This window comes from Streptomonospora sp. PA3 (genome assembly GCF_009728995.1).
Taxonomy (GTDB): Bacteria; Actinomycetota; Actinomycetes; order Streptosporangiales; family Streptosporangiaceae; genus Streptomonospora.
Window position 1 is genome coordinate 281,975 of the sequence record NZ_VTZW01000009.1, and the last position, 18,178, is coordinate 300,152.

At 72.6% G+C, this 18,178-nt stretch carries 15 protein-coding genes and 1 pseudogene; 12 read left to right on the top strand and 4 right to left on the bottom strand.

The window, feature by feature from the left end; all coding sequences use genetic code 11:
- Nucleotides 1–242: 242 nt before the first annotated feature.
- Entirely contained in the window at nt 243–1,169 is a 927-nt protein-coding gene (locus tag FZ103_RS09625; protein WP_156000338.1) for a serine aminopeptidase domain-containing protein, read from the bottom strand.
- A gap of 498 nt (nt 1,170–1,667) precedes the next feature.
- On the opposite strand from FZ103_RS09625, the pseudogene FZ103_RS09630 reads away from it, so the two are divergent.
- Nucleotides 1,668–2,398 (top strand): annotated as a pseudogene (locus FZ103_RS09630) (SAM-dependent methyltransferase).
- A gap of 28 nt (nt 2,399–2,426) precedes the next feature.
- Here the strand turns inward: FZ103_RS09630 and FZ103_RS09635 are convergent.
- Nucleotides 2,427–3,260: a pentapeptide repeat-containing protein gene (locus tag FZ103_RS09635; protein ID WP_186356070.1), complete on the bottom strand. Its 834-nt coding sequence runs from the start codon at nt 3,258–3,260 to the stop codon at nt 2,427–2,429.
- Between the two features lie 237 nt (nt 3,261–3,497).
- Between FZ103_RS09635 and FZ103_RS09640 the strand changes: the two genes are divergently transcribed.
- On the top strand, nt 3,498–4,115 hold the full coding sequence (locus FZ103_RS09640; RefSeq protein ID WP_156000340.1) for a hypothetical protein: 618 nt from the start codon (nt 3,498–3,500) through the stop codon (nt 4,113–4,115).
- A 28-nt stretch (nt 4,116–4,143) separates the two neighbouring features.
- Here FZ103_RS09640 and FZ103_RS09645 read toward each other — a convergent pair whose 3' ends face one another.
- Nucleotides 4,144–4,869 carry a hypothetical protein gene (locus tag FZ103_RS09645; protein WP_156000342.1) on the bottom strand — a complete coding sequence of 242 codons (726 nt, stop codon included), beginning with the start codon at nt 4,867–4,869 and terminating at the stop codon, nt 4,144–4,146.
- A gap of 366 nt (nt 4,870–5,235) precedes the next feature.
- Here FZ103_RS09645 and FZ103_RS09650 point away from each other — a divergent pair, with 366 nt between their 5' ends.
- From FZ103_RS09650 to FZ103_RS09695, 10 genes are all read left to right on the top strand, one after another.
- The gene (locus FZ103_RS09650) at nt 5,236–5,679 is read left to right on the top strand and encodes a helix-turn-helix transcriptional regulator (RefSeq protein ID WP_186356071.1); all 444 of its coding nucleotides are present in this window, start codon (nt 5,236–5,238) and stop codon (nt 5,677–5,679) included.
- A 10-nt stretch (nt 5,680–5,689) separates the two neighbouring features.
- The gene (locus FZ103_RS09655; protein WP_156000345.1) at nt 5,690–6,103 is read left to right on the top strand and encodes a VOC family protein; all 414 of its coding nucleotides are present in this window, start codon (nt 5,690–5,692) and stop codon (nt 6,101–6,103) included.
- A 132-nt stretch (nt 6,104–6,235) separates the two neighbouring features.
- Nucleotides 6,236–8,617 (top strand): excinuclease ABC subunit UvrA, encoded by a 2,382-nt coding sequence (locus FZ103_RS09660; RefSeq protein WP_156000346.1) that lies wholly within the window; start codon nt 6,236–6,238, stop codon nt 8,615–8,617.
- Between the two features lie 424 nt (nt 8,618–9,041).
- The gene (locus FZ103_RS09665; protein ID WP_156000347.1) at nt 9,042–11,123 is read left to right on the top strand and encodes a thiamine pyrophosphate-binding protein; all 2,082 of its coding nucleotides are present in this window, start codon (nt 9,042–9,044) and stop codon (nt 11,121–11,123) included.
- A complete protein-coding gene (locus tag FZ103_RS09670) occupies nt 11,123–11,755 on the top strand; it encodes a transaldolase family protein (protein ID WP_156000348.1) in 633 nt (210 codons plus the stop codon). Before FZ103_RS09665 ends, FZ103_RS09670 begins: the two co-directional genes overlap by 1 nt.
- 37 nt (nt 11,756–11,792) lie before the next feature.
- Complete coding sequence (locus FZ103_RS09675; protein ID WP_222936625.1) at nt 11,793–13,004, top strand: glycosyltransferase family 2 protein; 1,212 nt, start codon at nt 11,793–11,795, stop codon at nt 13,002–13,004.
- Between the two features lies 1 nt (nt 13,005).
- On the top strand, nt 13,006–13,863 hold the full coding sequence (gene rapZ, locus FZ103_RS09680; protein WP_156000352.1) for an RNase adapter RapZ: 858 nt from the start codon (nt 13,006–13,008) through the stop codon (nt 13,861–13,863).
- Nucleotides 13,860–14,768 (top strand): gluconeogenesis factor YvcK family protein, encoded by a 909-nt coding sequence (yvcK, locus tag FZ103_RS09685; RefSeq protein WP_156000354.1) that lies wholly within the window; start codon nt 13,860–13,862, stop codon nt 14,766–14,768. Before rapZ ends, yvcK begins: the two co-directional genes overlap by 4 nt.
- A gap of 11 nt (nt 14,769–14,779) precedes the next feature.
- The gene (locus FZ103_RS09690) at nt 14,780–15,559 is read left to right on the top strand and encodes a hypothetical protein (protein ID WP_156000355.1); all 780 of its coding nucleotides are present in this window, start codon (nt 14,780–14,782) and stop codon (nt 15,557–15,559) included.
- A gap of 191 nt (nt 15,560–15,750) precedes the next feature.
- A complete protein-coding gene (locus FZ103_RS09695; protein ID WP_186356072.1) occupies nt 15,751–17,004 on the top strand; it encodes an MFS transporter in 1,254 nt (417 codons plus the stop codon).
- A 29-nt stretch (nt 17,005–17,033) separates the two neighbouring features.
- Here the strand turns inward: FZ103_RS09695 and FZ103_RS09700 are convergent, their stop codons facing one another.
- On the bottom strand, nt 17,034–17,852 hold the full coding sequence (locus FZ103_RS09700) for an AfsR/SARP family transcriptional regulator (protein ID WP_186356073.1): 819 nt from the start codon (nt 17,850–17,852) through the stop codon (nt 17,034–17,036).
- Nucleotides 17,853–18,178 lie beyond the last annotated feature (326 nt).

An 18,178-nucleotide genomic window follows, 5' to 3' on the forward strand; every position in this document is an offset into this window, starting at 1 on the left:
TCGGGTTCCCGGTCGGCCGAAGGGCGGTTTGCGGCGATCGGCGGCGCCGATTTCGAACGTCCCAATCCGGGTGCGCAGCGGGGCGTGCGGCGTGTCGGGGGCCTGTGCGCACACCGACGGCGGCCGCACGCGGCGGCCGCCGTGGTGCCCGGGCCCGGTCGTCCCCCGGTGCCCGCCCCGGTCGTCACCGGATAGCGGGGCGGGCGCGGTACCCGGCCGTCAGCGAGTGGCGGGACGGAGTCCTAGCAGTTGGTCTCGCGGTAGTCGGAGATGTCGGAGAACCAGCCGGTGCTGGGCGGCGGGCACAGGAACTGGCGGTAGCGCTCGTCCCCGTCCACATACAGCTTCAGCCAGGAGATGCTGTACTTGGCGATGGTCGTGTTGGAGATGTTCGGCGCGAAGTGGCTCGCCCCCTCCAGCTCCAGGTAGGCCTTGCCGGGCGAGCTGGGCAGGCTCTCGTAGAACGGGATGGAGTGCGAGCTCACCGAGGCGACGGAGTCGTTCTCGGCGCCGATGATCATGGTCGGCACCCGCACGCCGCCCCAGGTCTTGTCGAGGTTCCACGGGGTCAGCGGGATGGCCGCCTTGATCTCGGGCCGGTCCTCGGCGATCTCCAGCGCGCCGCCGCCGCCCATCGAGTGGCCCATGGCGGCCATCTTGTCGCCGTCGACGATGTCGGCGACGTCGCTGCGCTCGGCCAGGTAGTCCATGGCGGCGCCGATCTGCTCCCCCCGGCTGCTCGGCTGGTCGTAGCGGGTGTTGGTGTCGATGAGGAAGACGACGAAGCCGTGGGAGGCCAGGCGCGGGCCCAGCCACGAGTAGGAGGTGGAGCTGGCGGTGTATCCCGGGGCGACGACGACGCCGCCGTAGACGTGGCTGTCGTCCTCGGGGTAGTGGATGGTGCCGCCGCCGAATCCGCTCACCAGCGAGGAGACGCTCTCCTCGTCGGTGTCGAACGGACCGCTGGACGCCTCAAGGCCCTCCTCCGTGGGATCGGGCCCGATCTGGTCGGCGTGGGCGGGCGCGCCGAGGGCGCCGACACCGCTGACGGCCAGGGTGAGGGCGGCGGCGATGCGGCCGGCGGTCCGCAGGGGGCCGCGGGCCGCGGGGGCGGCGTCCGGCGCGGCGGTCGCCGCGGGGGGTTCGGCGGTGGCGTGCGAATCGAGCATGGGGAATGTCCTTTGCCTCGTGGCGGGGCGCCGGGCGGCCGCGATCGGGCCGGGCCGGGACCCGCCGTGAGTTGCCGGGGGTGTCGGGCGGAGCGCCTGCGGGCGGGTTCGGGGGTAGGGGGTGGGTCCGCCGGGGCGCGTCCGCGGCCTATAGGGGATGCCGGTGCCGGCGGCCGGTGCTGTCCGCGGGCATGTGGTAACTATCCGCAATCGCCGCCGCGGCGCATATCCGTTGAACCACCAGTGTCGGCGTCATCGCAGATGGCGTCCGGGAAATCCGGGGCCGCGCGGCCGGGCCGCGGCCCGGCCGTCCACAGCCTCGGGACCGGCCGGTGCGGATCGCGCCGCAAGCCGCCATGATGGGCGTGCGGCATCCGGTGCGGTGCCGCAAGGCACGATCGAGGAGGGACCGTGGCCCACGACGACTCCGCGCCTCCGGCTGCGGGCGGCACCGCCGCCGGGGCGGGACTGGACACCTCGGTGCCGCATTCGGCCCGGGTGTGGAACTACTGGCTGGGAGGAAAGGACAACTACGCGGTCGATCGCGAGGCCGGCGACCGGTTCCTCGAGGTGTTCCCCGGCATGGCGCAGGGGGCGCGCGCCTCGCGCGCGTTCCTCACCCGCACGGTCCGCTACCTGGCGGGCGAGGCCGGGATGCGCCAGTTCCTCGACGTCGGCACCGGGCTGCCCACCGCCGACAACACCCACGAGGTCGCCCAGGCGGTCGCGCCCGAGGCCCGCATCGTCTACGTCGACAACGACCCGCTGGTGCTGCTGCACGCCCGTGCCCTGCTGACCAGCACGCCCGAGGGCGCCACCGCCTACATCGACGCCGATCTGCGCGAGCCCGAGCGGATCCTGCACGAGGCCGCCGCGACCCTGGACCTCTCCCGCCCCGTCGCCCTGATGCTGATGGGCGTCCTCGGCCACATCCCCGACTACGACGAAGCCCGCTCGATCGTGCGCCGCCTGGTGGCCGCGCTGCCCTCCGGCAGCCACCTGACGATCAACGACGGCACCAACGTCTTCAGCCAGGCCAACGCCGCTACAACGAGACCGCGCCCAACCCCTACATCCAGCGCAGCCCCGAGGAGATCGCCGGCTTCTTCGAAGGGCTGGAACCGGTCGAGCCCGGCCTCGTCTCGGTCACCCGGTGGCGGCCCGAGCCCGGCGCCTTCGGCGAGCCGCCCGAGGTCGACGGGTTCGGTGCGGTCGCCCGCAAGCCCTGAGCCCAGCGGTGCCGGCTCCGGCCGCGGCCTACCAGTGGTCGGGGCGCTCCAGTGCCGGAGGCAGGCGGGTGGCGGCGTCCCCTCGGGCGGCGGCCGCCTGGGGGCCGGTGAGGAACAGGGCGCTGCCGAGGTCGGCTCCGCCGATGCGGGCGTCGCGCAGGTCGGCCCCGATCACATCCGCCCGGCGCAGGTCGGCGCCGCGCAGATCGGCGGCGATGAGCAGGGCACCGCGCAGCTCCGCACCGCGCAGATCGGCACCGCGCAGGTCCGCCCCGAGCAGGTCGGCGCCCGCGAGGTCGCGGCCGGGGCCGGGTGCCTGTTCCCGGGCGAGTGCGCTCGCGCGGCGCAGCAGCGGTCTGGCCCGCTCCCGCAGCCGGTCGGGTTCGGCCGCGCGCAACTCGCCGGCGCCGGCGCGCGTCAGCTGCGCGGTCTCCTCCTGCACCTGCCGCAGATCGGAGTCGAGGGGCGCGGAGGTGGGCAGCGAGCGGGCTTCGTCCAGGTACCACAGCAGCTCGTGCAGCTGCCGCAGCACCGCGAAGGCGTCGAACACGGCGCGGGCGGTGCCGGGGTCGTCGCGCCACGAGCGCCCGCGGAAGGTGGCCTGCGAGACCTGCTGGCCGGCGCCGAAGCAGTCGAAGACCGTGCAGCCGCGGTAACCGTGCTCGCGCAGCCGGGCGTGGATGCCGCAGCCGTAGTCCTCGCGCAGATGGGTGCAGGGCTGCCCGGCCGCCTTGTCCACCGGGAAGTCGGCCGAGGCCGAGAACGGCAGGGCCGCGCAGCACAGCCCGACGCAGGCCGAGCAGTCGGCCCGCAGCTCGGCGCGTCCGGGCGCGCCCCGAGGCGCATCTGGTCCTGCCGCCACTACCTTCTCCCCCGATCGACCCGGGCGCCGCGCCCGCCGCGGCGCCCGCCGCCGCGGGCCAGTCTAGGAGCCGGTGCCCGGCGGTCTTCCGGCCGCGGGGAAACGGGGCCGAGATGCGGGGCGGAAACAGGGGTGACCTGCGGCGGAGGCGTTGTTATGGTGACGGCCTGTCGCCCGGACGTCCGCTGCACCGTGTGCGCGCGAGCCCCCGGCGGCAGCGACGGATTGGATCCCCCAGTGCACAAGCTCTTCTGCGACCCCGTCTCCACCCCTTCGGGGCCGCTCGCCGCCTCCGGCGAGCCGCCCGGGCCGGCCGCGCCGCCCGGCACCGGATCCGGCCCGGACGTGTCGAAGGACACCGCCCGCAGCGCCCGCGACCACGGGCTGGGCGCCCTCGTCAGCGTCCACACCCACGGCGACGTCGACCACCGGCGCGCCGCCGTCTACGTGCTCGCCACGGGCGCGGCGGCCGCGGCGGTGCTCGTGGCCGCCGACTCGGTTTTCCCCACCGCCTCGGACGTGCCCCGCCTGGCGCGGGCGGCCCTGCTGCTGCCGGTGCTGCCGGCGGCGCTGTGGGCGGCCGCGGTCCTGCGCGGGCGCACGGGCGTGTACCTGTTCGAGCGCGGTTTCGTCCTGCGGACGGGACGGCGCTCGCGGGCGGTGCGGTTCGCCGACTTGGTCGCCCTGAAGCACACGCCGGGCAGCAGCGGGGCCGGCGACGTCAAGCTGTGGACGCGCGAGGGCCGGACCCTCGTGCTGTCCGGACTCGATATCCCCGACGCCGCGCCGCTGTTCGCCGTGCTCCGCCGCCACGCCGCCAGGCGCGGCCTGCCGGCGAAGCGGCCGAAGCCCTAGCATTCGGCGCCGGCCCGCACCGCCGATCTCAGCCGGCGCTGTGGGCGATGTCGACGATCACCTCGCGGGTGCCGCTGTCCTCGTCGAGCTGCGAGAGGGCGCGGAAGGGCAGCTTCTCGCGCACGCCGACCGCGAAGGTGGTCACGGCTTCGAACGAGCCGCCGTAGCGCACGGAGCGCAGGGCGGGCCAGTCGGCGACCCTGCTGCTGGGCACCAGCGCCTCCTGGCCCTGCGCCAGCGGTTCCTTGCCGACGCCGCCGCCGGGGGTGCCTCGCGCAGGCGCGTGCACGACCACCTCCAGGACGGCGCCGCCCGCGTGCGGTACGGGCCTGCCCGATCCCTGCGCCTGCACTTCGGGCTGGTATTCCACGTCGAACCCGGTCCGGGCCGCGCCGCCGATGTCGATGACGACGCGGTCGAAGCAGTCGTGGCGGCCGGCGCGGACGTCGACGACGGGGCCGCCGGAGCGGCCTTCGCGCGTATCGGGCCGCAGCGTCCAGCTCTCGGTCGCCTCGCACGCGGCCCGGCCGTCGCCGTCGCTGCCCTCACCATCTCCGCCGCCACCCCCGCTGCCGTCGTCGTGGGCGGAGCCGTCCGCCGGCGCCGAGGACGTCTGGGTCGCGGTGTCCGGGGTCGGGGAGCGCGGTGTCTCGACGGTTCCCGTGCCTTTCGGTGACGCGGGTTCGCCCCCTCCGCCGCACGAGGCCAGCAGCAGCGCGAGCGCAGCGGGCCAGAGGAAGCCCGGCTTCCGCATCGGGGTACACCCCTTCCCTGTCGGGGGCAACAGGTCCTGTCCGGGGGCTACCCGTGGGCGCCGGCCCGCACGCCCGCCAAGGCGCGCGGTGCGTTTCCGATCCCGACGAGTGGGGAGCGGTCCGAGTGGTGCGGGCGCCCGCCCTCCAACGGGGAGACCTGTGCGGCGGGCGCCCGCGTCCGGTCGGCACCCGCGTCCCGCGGACGTCGCGGGCCGGCCGGCGCGCGGCCCGCCGGGCTCTGCGCCGGCGGCGCGACCGCACGTCGCCGGATCCGGCTCCGCGGCCGGGGGACGGACCGAAAGCGGACACTCGGCAGGTCCGCTTCAGCACTGGGAAACGTCGGCGGCACGTGGCACGATAGGCAGGTGACCAGCAGCTCCGCAGCAGATCAGCACTTGCGCGACCTCGCGCTGCTGCGCCGCGTCCGCGACCGGATCGACCGCGAATACGCCCAGCCGCTGGACGTCGAGGCGCTCGCGCGGGGCGTGAACATGTCGGCCGGGCACCTCAGCCGCCAGTTCCGGCGCGCTTACGGCGAGTCGCCCTACGGATACCTGATGACGCGGCGCATCGAGCGCGCGATGGCGCTGCTGCGCCGCGGCGACCTCAGCGTCACCGAGGTCTGCTTCGAGGTGGGCTGCTCCTCGCTGGGCACGTTCAGCACCCGCTTCACCGAGTTGGTCGGCGTGCCGCCCAGCGTCTACCGGCGCCAAGCCGTGCGCGCTACGGCGGGCATGCCCTCCTGCGTCGCCAAGCAGGTCACCAGACCGGTCAGGAATCGAGAAGCGCCGATCGCCGTGCCGAAATAGCGTGACCTCCATGGACATGACCATTCACAGCAGTTTTCTGCCGCACAGCGACCCCGACGCCTCCCTGGCCTTCTACCGCGACGTCCTCGGCTTCGAGGTGCGAAACGACGTCGGATACGGCGGGATGCGCTGGATCACGGTCGGCCCCGCCGACCAGCCTGAAACGTCCATCGTCCTGGAGCCGCCGGCCGTCGAGGGCTGCGGCATCACCGACGACGAGCGCCGCACCATCACCGAGATGATGGCCAAGGGCACCTACGCCGGCGTCAACCTGGCCACCTCCGACGTCGACGCCGCCTTCGAGCGGCTGGCGGAGGGCGGCGCCGAGGTCGTCCAGGAGCCCACCGACCAGCCCTACGGCGTTCGCGACTGCGCCTTCCGCGACCCCGCGGGCAACCTGCTCCGCATCCAGGAGAAGCGCTGAGCCGCCCGGCCGCAACACCATGACCTGCATAGGCGGCGCCGCAGCGGAGCCCGCGCGCGGCGCCGCGGGATCGAGCCGGGCGACGTCCGACGACGACCGCGAATGCGGCCCCGCCCAAGAGACGGAGAAGCGATGAGCACGGCCACGAGGACGGACGCGCAGGCCCCCGCACTGCACGCCGCCGACAGCCACGACATGATCCGCGTGCACGGCGCGCGCGAGAACAACCTCAAGGACCTCAGCGTCGAGATCCCCAAGCGCCGGCTGACGGTGTTCACCGGTGTATCCGGTTCGGGGAAGAGCTCACTGGTGTTCAGCACGATCGCCGCGGAGTCCCAGCGCCTCATCAACGAGACCTACAGCGCTTTCGTGCAGGGCCTCATGCCGACGATGGCGCGTCCCGAGGTCGACGTGCTCGACGGGCTGACGACCGCGATCATCGTCGACCAGGAGCGGATGGGGGCCGACGTCCGCTCCACGGTCGGTACCGCCACCGACGCCAACGCGATGCTGCGCGTGCTGTTCAGCCGGGTCGGGCAGCCCTACATCGGCCCGCCCAACGCGTTCTCCTTCAACGTCGCGTCGATCCGGGCCAGCGGCGCGATCACCGTCGGGTCCGGCAAGGCCGTGAAGCAGACCTTCACCCGCACGGGCGGGATGTGCGAACGCTGCGAGGGCCGGGGCTCGGTCTCCGACTTCGACCTGACCGCGCTGTACGACGACAGCCTCTCGCTCAACGAGGGCGCGCTGACGATCCCCGGCTACACCATGGACGGCTGGTACGGGCGCATCTTCCGCGGCTGCGGCTTCTTCGACCCCGACAAGCCGATCCGCGAGTACACCGAGCGCGAGCTGCACGACCTGCTCTACAAGGAGCCGACCAAGATCAAGGTCGAGGGCATCAACCTCACCTACGAGGGGCTGATCCCCAAGATCCAGAAGTCGATGCTGTCCAAGGACCGCGAGGCGATGCAGTCGCACATCCGGGCGTTCGTGGACCGCGCGGTCGTGTTCACCGAATGCCCCGACTGCGGCGGCACCCGGCTCAGCGAGGCCGCCCGGTCGTCGCGCATCCACGGGGTCAACATCGCCGACGCGTGCGCGATGCAGATCAGCGACCTGGCCGAATGGATTCGCGGCCTGGACGAGCCGTCGGTGGCGCCGCTGCTCGACAAGCTCCAGCACACCCTCGAATCCTTCGTGGAGATCGGGCTGGGCTACCTCTCGCTCGACCGTCCCGCGGGCACCCTGTCGGGCGGCGAGGCGCAGCGCACCAAGATGATCCGCCACCTCGGCTCCTCGCTCACCGACGTCACCTACGTCTTCGACGAGCCCACCACCGGCCTGCACCCCCACGACATCCAGCGGATGAACGACCTGCTGCTGCGGCTGCGCGACAAGGGGAACACGGTGCTGGTCGTCGAGCACGAGCCGGAGACGATCGAGATCGCCGACCACGTCGTCGACCTCGGTCCCGGCGCCGGCACGGAAGGCGGCAGCCTCTGCTTCGAGGGCACCGTCGAGGGGCTGCGCACCAGCGGCACTCTCACCGGCCGCCACATCGACGACCGGGCCAGGCTCAAGGAGAAGCTGCGCACGCCCGAAGGCGCGCTGGAGATCCGCGGCGCCGACGCGCACAACCTGCAAAACGTCGACGTCGACATTCCGCTGGGCGTGCTCTGCGTTGTCACCGGCGTGGCCGGCTCGGGCAAGAGCTCGCTGGTGCAGGGGTCGATCCCCGCCGGAGCGGGTGTGGTCTCGGTGGACCAGGCCCCGATCCGCGGCTCGCGGCGGAGCAACCCCGCGACCTACACCGGGCTGCTCGATCCGATCCGCAAGGCGTTCGCCAAGGCCAACGGCGTGAAACCGGCCCTGTTCAGCGCCAACTCCGAGGGCGCCTGCCCCAACTGCAACGGCGCCGGGGTCGTCTACACCGACCTGGGGATGATGGCCGGCATGGCCGCCACCTGCGAAGAGTGCGAGGGCAAGCGGTTCCAGGCCGAGGTGCTCGAATACAAGCTCGGCGGGCGCGACATCAGCGAGGTGCTGGCGATGCCGGTCGCCGAGGCCGAGGAGTTCTTCGGCGCCGGCGATGCGCGCACCCCGGCCGCGCACCGGATCCTGGACCGGCTCGCCGACGTCGGGCTGGGCTACCTCAGCCTCGGCCAGCCGCTGACGACCCTGTCGGGCGGCGAGCGGCAGCGGCTCAAGCTGGCCACCCACATGGGCGAGAAGGGCGGCGTCTACGTCCTCGACGAGCCCACCAGCGGCCTGCACCTCGCCGACGTCGAGCAGCTGCTCGCCCTGCTCGACCGGCTTGTCGACTCCGGCAAGTCGGTCATCGTCATCGAGCACCACCAGGCGGTCATGGCCCACGCCGACTGGATCATCGACCTCGGCCCCGGGGCCGGCCACGACGGCGGCCGCATCGTCTTCGAAGGCACGCCCGCCGACCTCGTCGCCGCCCGCTCCACTCTCACCGGCGAACACCTCGCCGCCTACGTCGGCGCCTGACGACTCCGGCGCGGGGCGGCAGCGGTATCCGTCTCGCCCCGCCCGGGACCGGTCCGGGCGGGGCGGATTGGCGATCCCGGCCGGCCGTGTACCGGATCCCTGAGGCGCGAGCGCGGTCGGGACGGGTGGTACGCCTCGCTCCGCGTCGGTGCCGGCCGCGGGCATCCCCGCGGCTCCGGGGTCGGCTGCGCGCGCTCGGCCCGCCTCGACCGACGCGCTCGGGACCGTCCCGAGTGCGGTCACGGGCCGAATCCGCCCGTCCCCGGTGGCGGAATCGTCTCGCTTCGCATTGGGCATAGAATGCGACAAGTCCGCGGAACGGTTTCATCTTCGTCCGCGGCGATGCTCGTCCAAACGGCTTCGTGGACGCGCGCATGATGGGAAATTGATGGGTTTTTGATGGCGGTGCCCCAGTATCACCGCTATGGACCATCCGGAGACCAGGAAACGCGATCTTGCGGACGGCGAGGCGTTCGTCGGTGATCTGCGGAGTGCATTGCGCGGTCAGCCTGTGGACGTCCCGTCCCTCGCCGGTCTCTTCCGCGGCGGCGACGGCCGGGTGGACGCTCTCCGCTGTGCTCAGCTGCTGAGCGGCGGCCGGGTCCGCGCCGAGCGGATCCTGCACGGGCTGTGCCGGGAGCGCGGCGCGGCGGAGGAGCGCTCCGCGGAGATCTCCCGCGCCGTCGTCGGCGACCTGCCGGTCGGGGGCATCCGGCTCTCCGGCGCCGAGGCGGTCGCGGTCATGCTGGCCGCCGCCGGCGTGCACAGCGTCTTCGCCTACGCCGGCACCTCCGAGCTGGCGCTCTGCGACGCGGTCGAGCGCACCGCCGCGGTCCGCCTGGTCAACGGCAGAGGCGACAAGGAGTCGGCGTTCTTCGCAGCGGGGGCGTCGCTGCTGCGGCCGAACAGGGGTGCGGCCGTGCTGCACGGTGCCCGCGGCCTCACCAACGCCGCCGGCGCCCTGGCCGATGCCCGGCGCAACGAATCGGGGACCATGTTCGTCGTCGGCCTCCCCTCGTCGGGGTCTGCGCGCTTCCTGCCGCCGCACGGCGAGAAGGGCCTCCTCCAGGGCATGGCGGCCTTAGCGAACTGGACATGGGAGTCCCCGGCCGTCCCGACCGCGTCCGCGCAGAGGGCGCAGGCGGGACGGCGCTTCGTCGAGCGGTTCCGGCACGGACTGGCCGCAACGGCCGAACCGCCCCACGGCCCCGCGCTGTTCGGCCTTCCCCAAGACGTGGCCGAGCAGCGGTGGATACCGCTGCAGGCGCTGCTGGAGGCGCCCGTGCCCGGGCCGCCCCGGCGTGCCGGCGCCGACGGCGCGGCCCTGGACGCGGCGGTGCGGGCGCTACGTGCGGCCGAGCGCCCGCTTGTGCTGATCGACGACTACGCCCTCAGGTACGACGGCGTACAGGCGGCCCTCGACGGCCTCAGCCGGACCATCGGCGCGCCGGTGCTCCAGCTCCGCTACCGGCGCGGACCGATGCTGTTCGAGCGGCTCCAGCCGACCCGCGTCGCCAACTTCGGCGGCTGGATGAACCGGTTCAGCGCCACGCACGCGGACCTGCTCGCCGCATGCGACCTGCTGATCACAGTGGAGGACCGCAACTGCTATCAGCGGGTCGCGGGCCGGCTTCCGGACTGCCGGAAAATCGCGATCAACACCGATCCCGAAAAGGTGCGGAAAAACGAGTACCTCGGGTCGGACGACCCCCTCGTCATCGGAGACCCGGCACTCGCCCTGCGCGGACTGGCCGAGGCGCTGGGGGCGGAAACCGGCCCTCCGCGGGCCGTATGGGCGCCGATCGAGGAGATCCGAGCGGCGGCCTGGGAAACGCCCGAGCCGGCCTCCCCCGAGATCGCGCGCGGGCGAAGGGGCGTCGCCGAGGTGCTCGCCGAGGTGCTCGGCAACTGGCCCCGCCCGGTGCTGGTCGATGACAGCCAGATGTTCGGCGGCCTGCTGGCCGAGCATTACGACCGCCTTCCCGCGGAACTGAGGGTCTTCGGAGGCCACGGCGGGTTCGTCGGCGGCGGCCTGGCCTATGCCGTTGGCGCGGCCCTCGCCGGCCACGGCATCCGCGTGATGTGCACGCTCGGGGACCAGGCGTTCACCAACTCCTTCCAGGGCCTGGTCGCGGCGCTGCAGGAGCAGGCCAGGGTCCTCTTCGTCGTGTGCAACAACGGCGCGTCGGTGTCGCTCAACAAGCAGGCCGACGCGTCCTTCGGCGCACAGCCCGGCCGACGCTCCTATCTCGACAACGTCGACGGCTTCTCCTACCACGGGGTCGCCGCCTCGATGGGCATCCCCGCGGAGCGGGTAGCGGTGCCCATCGGCGGACCGGCCGAGGACGTCGACGCCGCCCTCGTGCGGCTGGCCGGGGCGATGAAGAAGGCGGGCGAAGCGGCGGGGCCCAGTCTGGTCGAACTCGTCCTGCCCTCCGACCCCGAGGTCTGGCGTGGAATCTGGCTGACCCAGGGGTTCGAGCAGATCGCCGAGGCGGCGGTCTGATGGGGCGGATCCTGCTGGATTCGGCGGCGCTGGACGATGCCGCCTGGGCGAGCGGTGCGGGTTTCGTGCGCGGGATCACCACCAACCCGACGCTGCTGAGACGGGAAACCGGGGATCCGCTCGGCCACGCCGAGAAGATCCTCGCAACGGCGGGTTTCGGCGAGCTCTACTATCAGCCGACCGGAGCGTACGGGGATGCGGCCGAGGAAGCCGAGTCCGCCTGGGCGCTGGATCGGCAGCGGGTGATCCTGAAACTCCCCGCCACGGCGAGCGGCGCGGCACTGGCCGCCACGCTGGCGAGCCGGGGCGCGCGTGTGGCGCTGACGGCCGCGCAGTCCCCGCTTGCGATGATCGCGGCCGAGTCGATCGGCTGCTCGGCGGTCATCCCCTACCTGGACCGCGCGCTTCGCGATCCGCACACCGATTCCCGGCTGCTGCGAGCACTGGCGGAGGTGCGCCGCAAGGCGACGCCCATCGTCGCCGCGTCGGTGAAGAGCACGGCCCAGATACTCCAGGCGTTCACCGACGGCGCCGACGCGGTCACCGCGCCCCGCGCCGTACTCGAAGAGCTCTTGCAGCACCCGGCGAGCCTGGAGGCCGAGCGGAGGTTCGCCGCCGAATACCGGTCCTGATCTCGCCGATCCACCCATCTGGAGAGAGGGAAGCCTGATGCCCCTTCGCCCTTCCGATCCCCGGGTTCTGGCCGCGGCGGTCGCCGACAGCATGGTGGTCGCCACCGATCCGGCGGCCCGGCGCTCCGGCCTGTTCTACTGGGAGATGGCGCGGCCCTGGACCACGGCCGTGGTGGACGCGGTGCGCACCGGCGACGATCCGCTGATCGGCTCGCTGGGCACCGCCCTGCTCGACGATCCCGGCGACTTCGACCGCTACACCCGGTTCACCGACGCCCTGGTGAAGCTCGCCCCGGAGTCGCCGACGGCCCGCGAGCTGTTCGGCCTCGCCTGGGAGGCGGAGTCCAACTCGCGCATCGGCTACCACATCGGCTCCGCGCACACGCGCGGACAGGCCCCGGTGACCGTCGCGGAGTTGACCGGCAGGCCGGTCGGCGATCCCTGTCCCGCCGACGCGTCCCCGCCGGTCCTCATCGTGATCCCGTTCCGCGACCGCAGCGCGGAGGGGTGGCGGCTGCGCAATCTGCTGGCCTGCCTGCAATCCCTGCGCGACCAGTCCTATCCGCGCGACGAGTACCGGGTCGTCGTGGTGGAGTCCGACGATGCGCCCCGGCGGCGCGAGGTGATCGAGCCCTACGCCGACCGCTACCTGTTCGCGCGGAAGGCGGGGATGTTCAACAAGTCCTGGGCCGTCAACGTCGGTGTCGTGGAGAGCGGCGAGGCCACCGAGGTCGTCTGCATCCTGGACGCGGACGCGCTGGCCGACCGCGACTTCGTGGCCCGCAACGCGGCCAGCTTCCAGCGGCCGGGCACCGGCGGCCATCTGACCTACCGCGACATGTTCTGCCTCGACGAGGAGGCGACCTCCCAGGCGATCCGCGACCGGATCGCCGCCGGCGAGGCGGAGGCCCCCTCCGAGCGCCTGCGCGGTTTCCTGCTGCGCCGCCCCCCGGGCTGCTGCCTGTGGGTGCGTGCCCAGACGTTCCACCGCATCGGCGGCATGGACGAGCGCTACGAGGGCTGGGGCGGGGAGGACAACGACTTCGCCTACCGGTTCGACTTCTCCGCTCCCTTCGACTCCTTCGACGACCGGCTGCTGCACATGAGCCACCCGCCGTCCTCCCTGCTGCGCGAGGACGGAGAGCTCGTGAACGCCCACATCCCGCCGCTGAGCTGGGGGCCCGACTGGCCGATCGGGCAGCGGGACCGGTTCGAGGCCGAAGCGGTGAGCGACGATCTCCAGCACTGACATGCCCCGGTTCCTGGTGATCGCCGGCCTGTCCGGCGCGGGCCGCAGTCTGGCCTCGGACCATCTGGAGGACCTGGGCTGGTTCGCCATCGACAACCTGCCCATCGCGCTCGTGCCCAAGGTCGCCGAACTGGCGCGTGGGCAGCGGCCGCTCCGCCGCTGCGTCCTCACGCTCGGGTCCGACGCCTACGGCGACCAGACGCTTCCGATGCTGGCCTGGCTGCGGTCCCAGGCGGCCGAGGTGACCCTGCTGTTCCTGGAGGCGTCCAACGAGGTGCTGGTACGGCGCTACGACCAGACCCGGCGCCGGCATCCGCTGGCCGAGGGCGGCGACAGCCATCACCCCATCGCCGCCATCGAGCGGGAGCGGGAGCTCTACGCACCCCTGCGCGCCGCGGCCGATCTGGTCCTCGACACCTCCGAGGTGAACATCCACGAGCTGCGCCGGCACCTGAGCACCCGGTTCTCCGTCTCCGAGGACGGCCGTTCGATGCAGGTGACCCTGATGTCCTTCGGCTACAAGCACGGCCTGCCGCTGGACGCCGACCTGGTGTTCGACTGCCGGTTTCTGCCCAATCCGCACTGGGTCGAGGAGCTGCGGCCCATGAGCGGCCTCGACGCGCCGGTCAGCGAGTACGTGCTGGGCAAGCGGGCCGCGTCGGCGTTCCTCACCCGTCTCGACGACATGCTCACCACTCTGCTTCCCGCCTACGAAAGCGAGGGCAAGACCTACCTCACCGTCGCGCTGGGGTGCACGGGCGGTCGGCACCGCTCGGTGGCGATGGTCGAGCAGGTCGCCCGCAACCTCGGCGGACGCGGTCTGCGGGCCACCCCCATCCACCGGGACGTGGCGAAATGACCTCGGGGCCGTCGGTAGTGGCGATCGGGGGAGGGCGCGGGCTGTCGGTGACGCTGCAGGCGGCGCGCTCCTATGCGGGAAGGGTGACCGCTGTCGTCGCCACCGCCGACGACAGCGGTTCGACGGGCCGGCTGCGAACGGCGATGGACCTACCCGCACCGGGCGACGTGCGCAGATGCCTGACCGCCCTCGCCGGGGTGGCGCCCGACCTGCTCGGGCAGGCGTTCGAATACCGGTTCCCCGGGACCGACCTCGAAGGCCACGCGCTGGGCAACCTGATCGTGGCCGGGCTCGCGGCGACGTCGGGCGACTTCGTGGCGGCCGTCGACGAGACCGCCCGCCTGCTCGGCATGGACCCCGCGTTCCGGCGGGTGCTGCCGGCGACGGCCGAACAGGTCGGCCTGCGGGCCACGACCGCGGACGGGCGGGAGATCGTCGGCCAGTACGCGATCTCCAAGACCGCGGGAATCCGCCGAGTGCGGCTCGATCCCGAGGGTGTCAAGGCTCCTGACGGCCTCGCCGCGGCGATCTCGGCGGCCGACCAGGTCGTGCTGGGGCCCGGATCGATCTACACCTCGGTCCTCGCGGCGGTCCTGGTGGAGGACCTGCTGCATGCGCTGCGCAGCACGCCCGCCCAGACCGTCTACGTGTGCAACCTCGGCGCGGAATCCCGGGAGTCCGAGGGCTACGACGTGGCCGCGCACATCGACGCGCTGCACGCCCACGGCGTCGAGCCGGACGTGACCCTCCTCAGCGAGGGCGCGCGCCTGCCGCTGGGGGACGCGGCGACCGAGGTGGTCATGACCGATCTCGGCGGAGGCGACGGCGAAACCCACGACAGCGCCAAACTCGGCGCGGCGCTGGCCGCGCTCGCCGGTACTCCTCGCCCCGCCGATCAGAGATGAGATGGGAAACGATGGCCTTCTTCACCCTGGCTTGCGCCTTCCACAACACCTCCCGGCTGCTTGAGCGCACCCTGCCGCTCGCGATCCGCACGCTGACCCGGCCGACCCGCCATGAGTTCGAGGTCGTGCTCGTCGCGGACCGCTCAAGCGACACCACCGTCGCCGATCTGCTGCCGCGACTGCGCGATCTCGGCGTGGACGAACTGCGCTTCCGGCGGACCGCCCGGCTGGCGTTCGACGGGGCCCCGTCCAACAACTTCCACGGGCACCACTTCACGACGACGAAGCCCTATCTGATCTCCTTCACCGACGACACGTTCATGCTCAAGACCGAGGATGAATTCGACGTCCTGGACGCGGTCGAGCGGATCTTCACCCGTCACCCCGAGGTGCCCCTGATCAGCAAGGTGGACGACCACGACGAGTGGGACGCTCCCCTGGTCGACATCGGCTCGGAGATCGAGCCGGGGGTCCGGTCGGTGAACCGCGCGGTGGACCAGCTCATCATGTACGACACCGCGCGGTTCGCGGGCCCGGCCGCCCGGCTCGGCGCCTGGCACCCGGAGACCTTCGTCGGACACCCCGGTTTCGAGTACCAGTGGGAGAACCTCGCCAGCCACGTCGGCACGACCGGCGGAAGGAGGATCGCCTACCCGGAGTCATGGCCGCTGCGCGTGCGCCACAGCGACCTGCGGAACCAGCCCGGGTCCATGCACGGCACCCAGGACGAGGACGTCAAGATCAAATGCTTCGAACGGCTTGTGGAGACCTCGGGCCTGGCCAAGACCTGAACCCGAACATGCCGCGGCAGCGGTTTCCGTGACCGGCGGAGCGCTCATCGGGCCGCGTTTCGCATGCCGGAGGAGGGATCGGGCGGGCGCCCGGTGCCGGGATGCGGGCGCGCCCGCATCGCGATCCATGCGCTATCGGCAGGGTCGGCAAGCGGGTCCAGCGGCGTTGCGAACTACTGGAGATGGTGCGGATGATCAGTCAATATGCCCGCCTGCTGCGTCGGCGCAAGGTGTTCTTTCCTTTCGTCTTCGCGGTCGTGGCCCGGCTTCCCCTGGCGATGGCGCCGCTGGGCATGGTGGTGCTCATCGAGGATCTGCGCGGCTCCTACGCCAGCGCCGGCATCGTCACGGGCGCCTTCGCCTGGTTCACAGCGGTCTCCCCGCCACTGTGGGGGCGCGTGATGGACCGGTGGGGGCAGCCGCTGGTCATCGGCGCCACCTCGACCGCGTCCTCGGCCTTCCTGGCGGGTATCGCCGCCGCGGCCGTGGGCGGCGCGTCCGATCCGGTGCTGCTGGTCCTGGCCGCCTGCGCGGGCCTGAGTTTCCCGCCGATCGCGCCCGCCATGAGGGTGGCCTGGCGGACCGTCGTAGCCGACACGGCCGAGCGCCGGACCGCCTACGCGATGGACGCGGTCGCCGTGGAGACCATCTTCGTCGGCGGGCCCCTGCTGCTCGGCGTCCTCCTCTTCGCCCCCGCAGCGGTTCCCCTGCTGGTGACGGCATGCCTCATGGCGGTAGGCGGCCTGGCCTACAGCCGCACGTTCGCGGCACGCTCCTGGCGGCCCGAGAAGCCGGCCGGTGCGGACGGCCGAAGCGGCCGGTCCCCCCTGGCCGCGCGGGGGGTGCTGCTCACCATGCTGGCGGGCCTGGGCCTTGCCGTCGGCTGGGGGCAGATGAACGTGGCGATCACGGCCGCAGCCGAGCAGATCTACCGCAACGAGAGCCTGCTGGGACTGTTCTTCGCCTGCGCGGCCGCCGGCAGCACAGTGGGCGGTCTCTGGTACGGGAGCCGGAAGTGGCGCCGACCCGAACGCGTGCACCTGCCCGTGACCCTGGCCGGCTTCGCCGCCGGGCTCGCGGCCGTCATGCTCGTGCTGAACGGGGGCGCGCACTGGGCGGTACTCTGCGCGATCCTGGCCGTGGCGGGCGTATGGCAGTCGCCGACCAACATCGTCCACCAGGCGCTCGTGGACACGCATGCTCCCCCCGACCGCCGCGGTGAAGCCCAGGGCTGGCTGTTTGCCGCACTCACCTTCGGTTTGGCCGTGGGCACGGCGGTCGCGGGGTTCGTCGTCGACTACGGCGGATCGCCGCTGGCGTTCGGCACGGCCGCGGCCACGGTGGCCGCCGGAGCCCTGGTCGCGGTCGCGGCACAGCGATGGTGGCGCGCCGACCAGCAGGCGCGTTCGGGCGAGCCGGCGCAACCCTCCGCTCACATCGGGTGATCTCCGGCCGCGGAGGCGCCCAGCCGCGGTCAAGGCGGCTCGGGGACGGCCCGAGCGTCGGCGCCGCGGCGGCTGCCGGCCCCCGCGGCCGCCACATCGGTCCGCTGCCTGGTCAGCACGGCCATGCGCACCTGCTGAAGCTCGGGCCCGGGGTCGACCCCGAGTTCATCGCGCAGGCCCTTGCGGACGTCTTCGTAGACCCGGAACGCGTCGTGCCGCCGCCCGGAGCGGCTCAGCGCGTCGATGAGGAGGGCGTTGGCGCCCTCATCGAGCGGATCGGACGCCACAAGATGGCGGAGCTCGCCGATCACGTCGCGGTGGCGACCGAGCATGAGGTCGGCCCGGATGCTCGCTTCCAACGTGTGTTTGCGCAGCTCGTCGAGCTCGGCCGCGATCGCGCGCAGGTATCGGCCATGCGGCACACCGGTCAGTGCCGGCCCCCGCCACAGCGCCAGCGCCTCGCGCAGGACGCGTGCCGTGTGCTGGGGCCGGCCCGCGGCCAGCTCCGACCGGCCCTCGGCCGCGAGCCGCCTGGCCGCGGTGAGGTCGAGGGTCTCGGGCGCGACGCGGAGGACATAGCCGGAGTGCTTACTGGACAGCCGCCCGCCGTCGAGACCTTCGGCGACCAGCAGGCGCCGGAGTTGGTAGACGTAGGTCCGGACCGAGCCCACGGCGGTGTTCGGCGGATCCTCCTCCCACAGCTCGTCGACCAGGTCATGAATATGGACGACCTCACCGACGTGGACGAGCAGGAGCGCCAGGAGCTGGCGCAGTTTCGGTGCGGACGGGGAGCAGTCTCTTCCGGCGCTTTCTATGCGCAGCGGCCCGAGAATCCGGAAGGTTATCACCGGCATTCCTTAGGGTTCAGGAGAAACGGGGCGGGAATTTCCGGGTGCCCGGCGGGCCGGGAGCCGGCATCGCGGCGCGGGGTCGCCTCCACTTGAGGGTACCCCGGCGGATCATGAATCCGCAGGCCGCAATCGGTCACTCGTCAGGTTGGCAAGATCCGGCCGTTTCCATGCCCGAACGGGTATGCCGACTCGGTCGCACGTTCGAGTATTGCCGGTCAGGCCGGTCGGCAGCACAGTGGGCGGCGGCGATCATATGCGGCCCCCAGGGTGCGAATGCCGTCCGAAGAAGGCGGATGATCAATTCCCGGGGCCCAGAGCGAAGG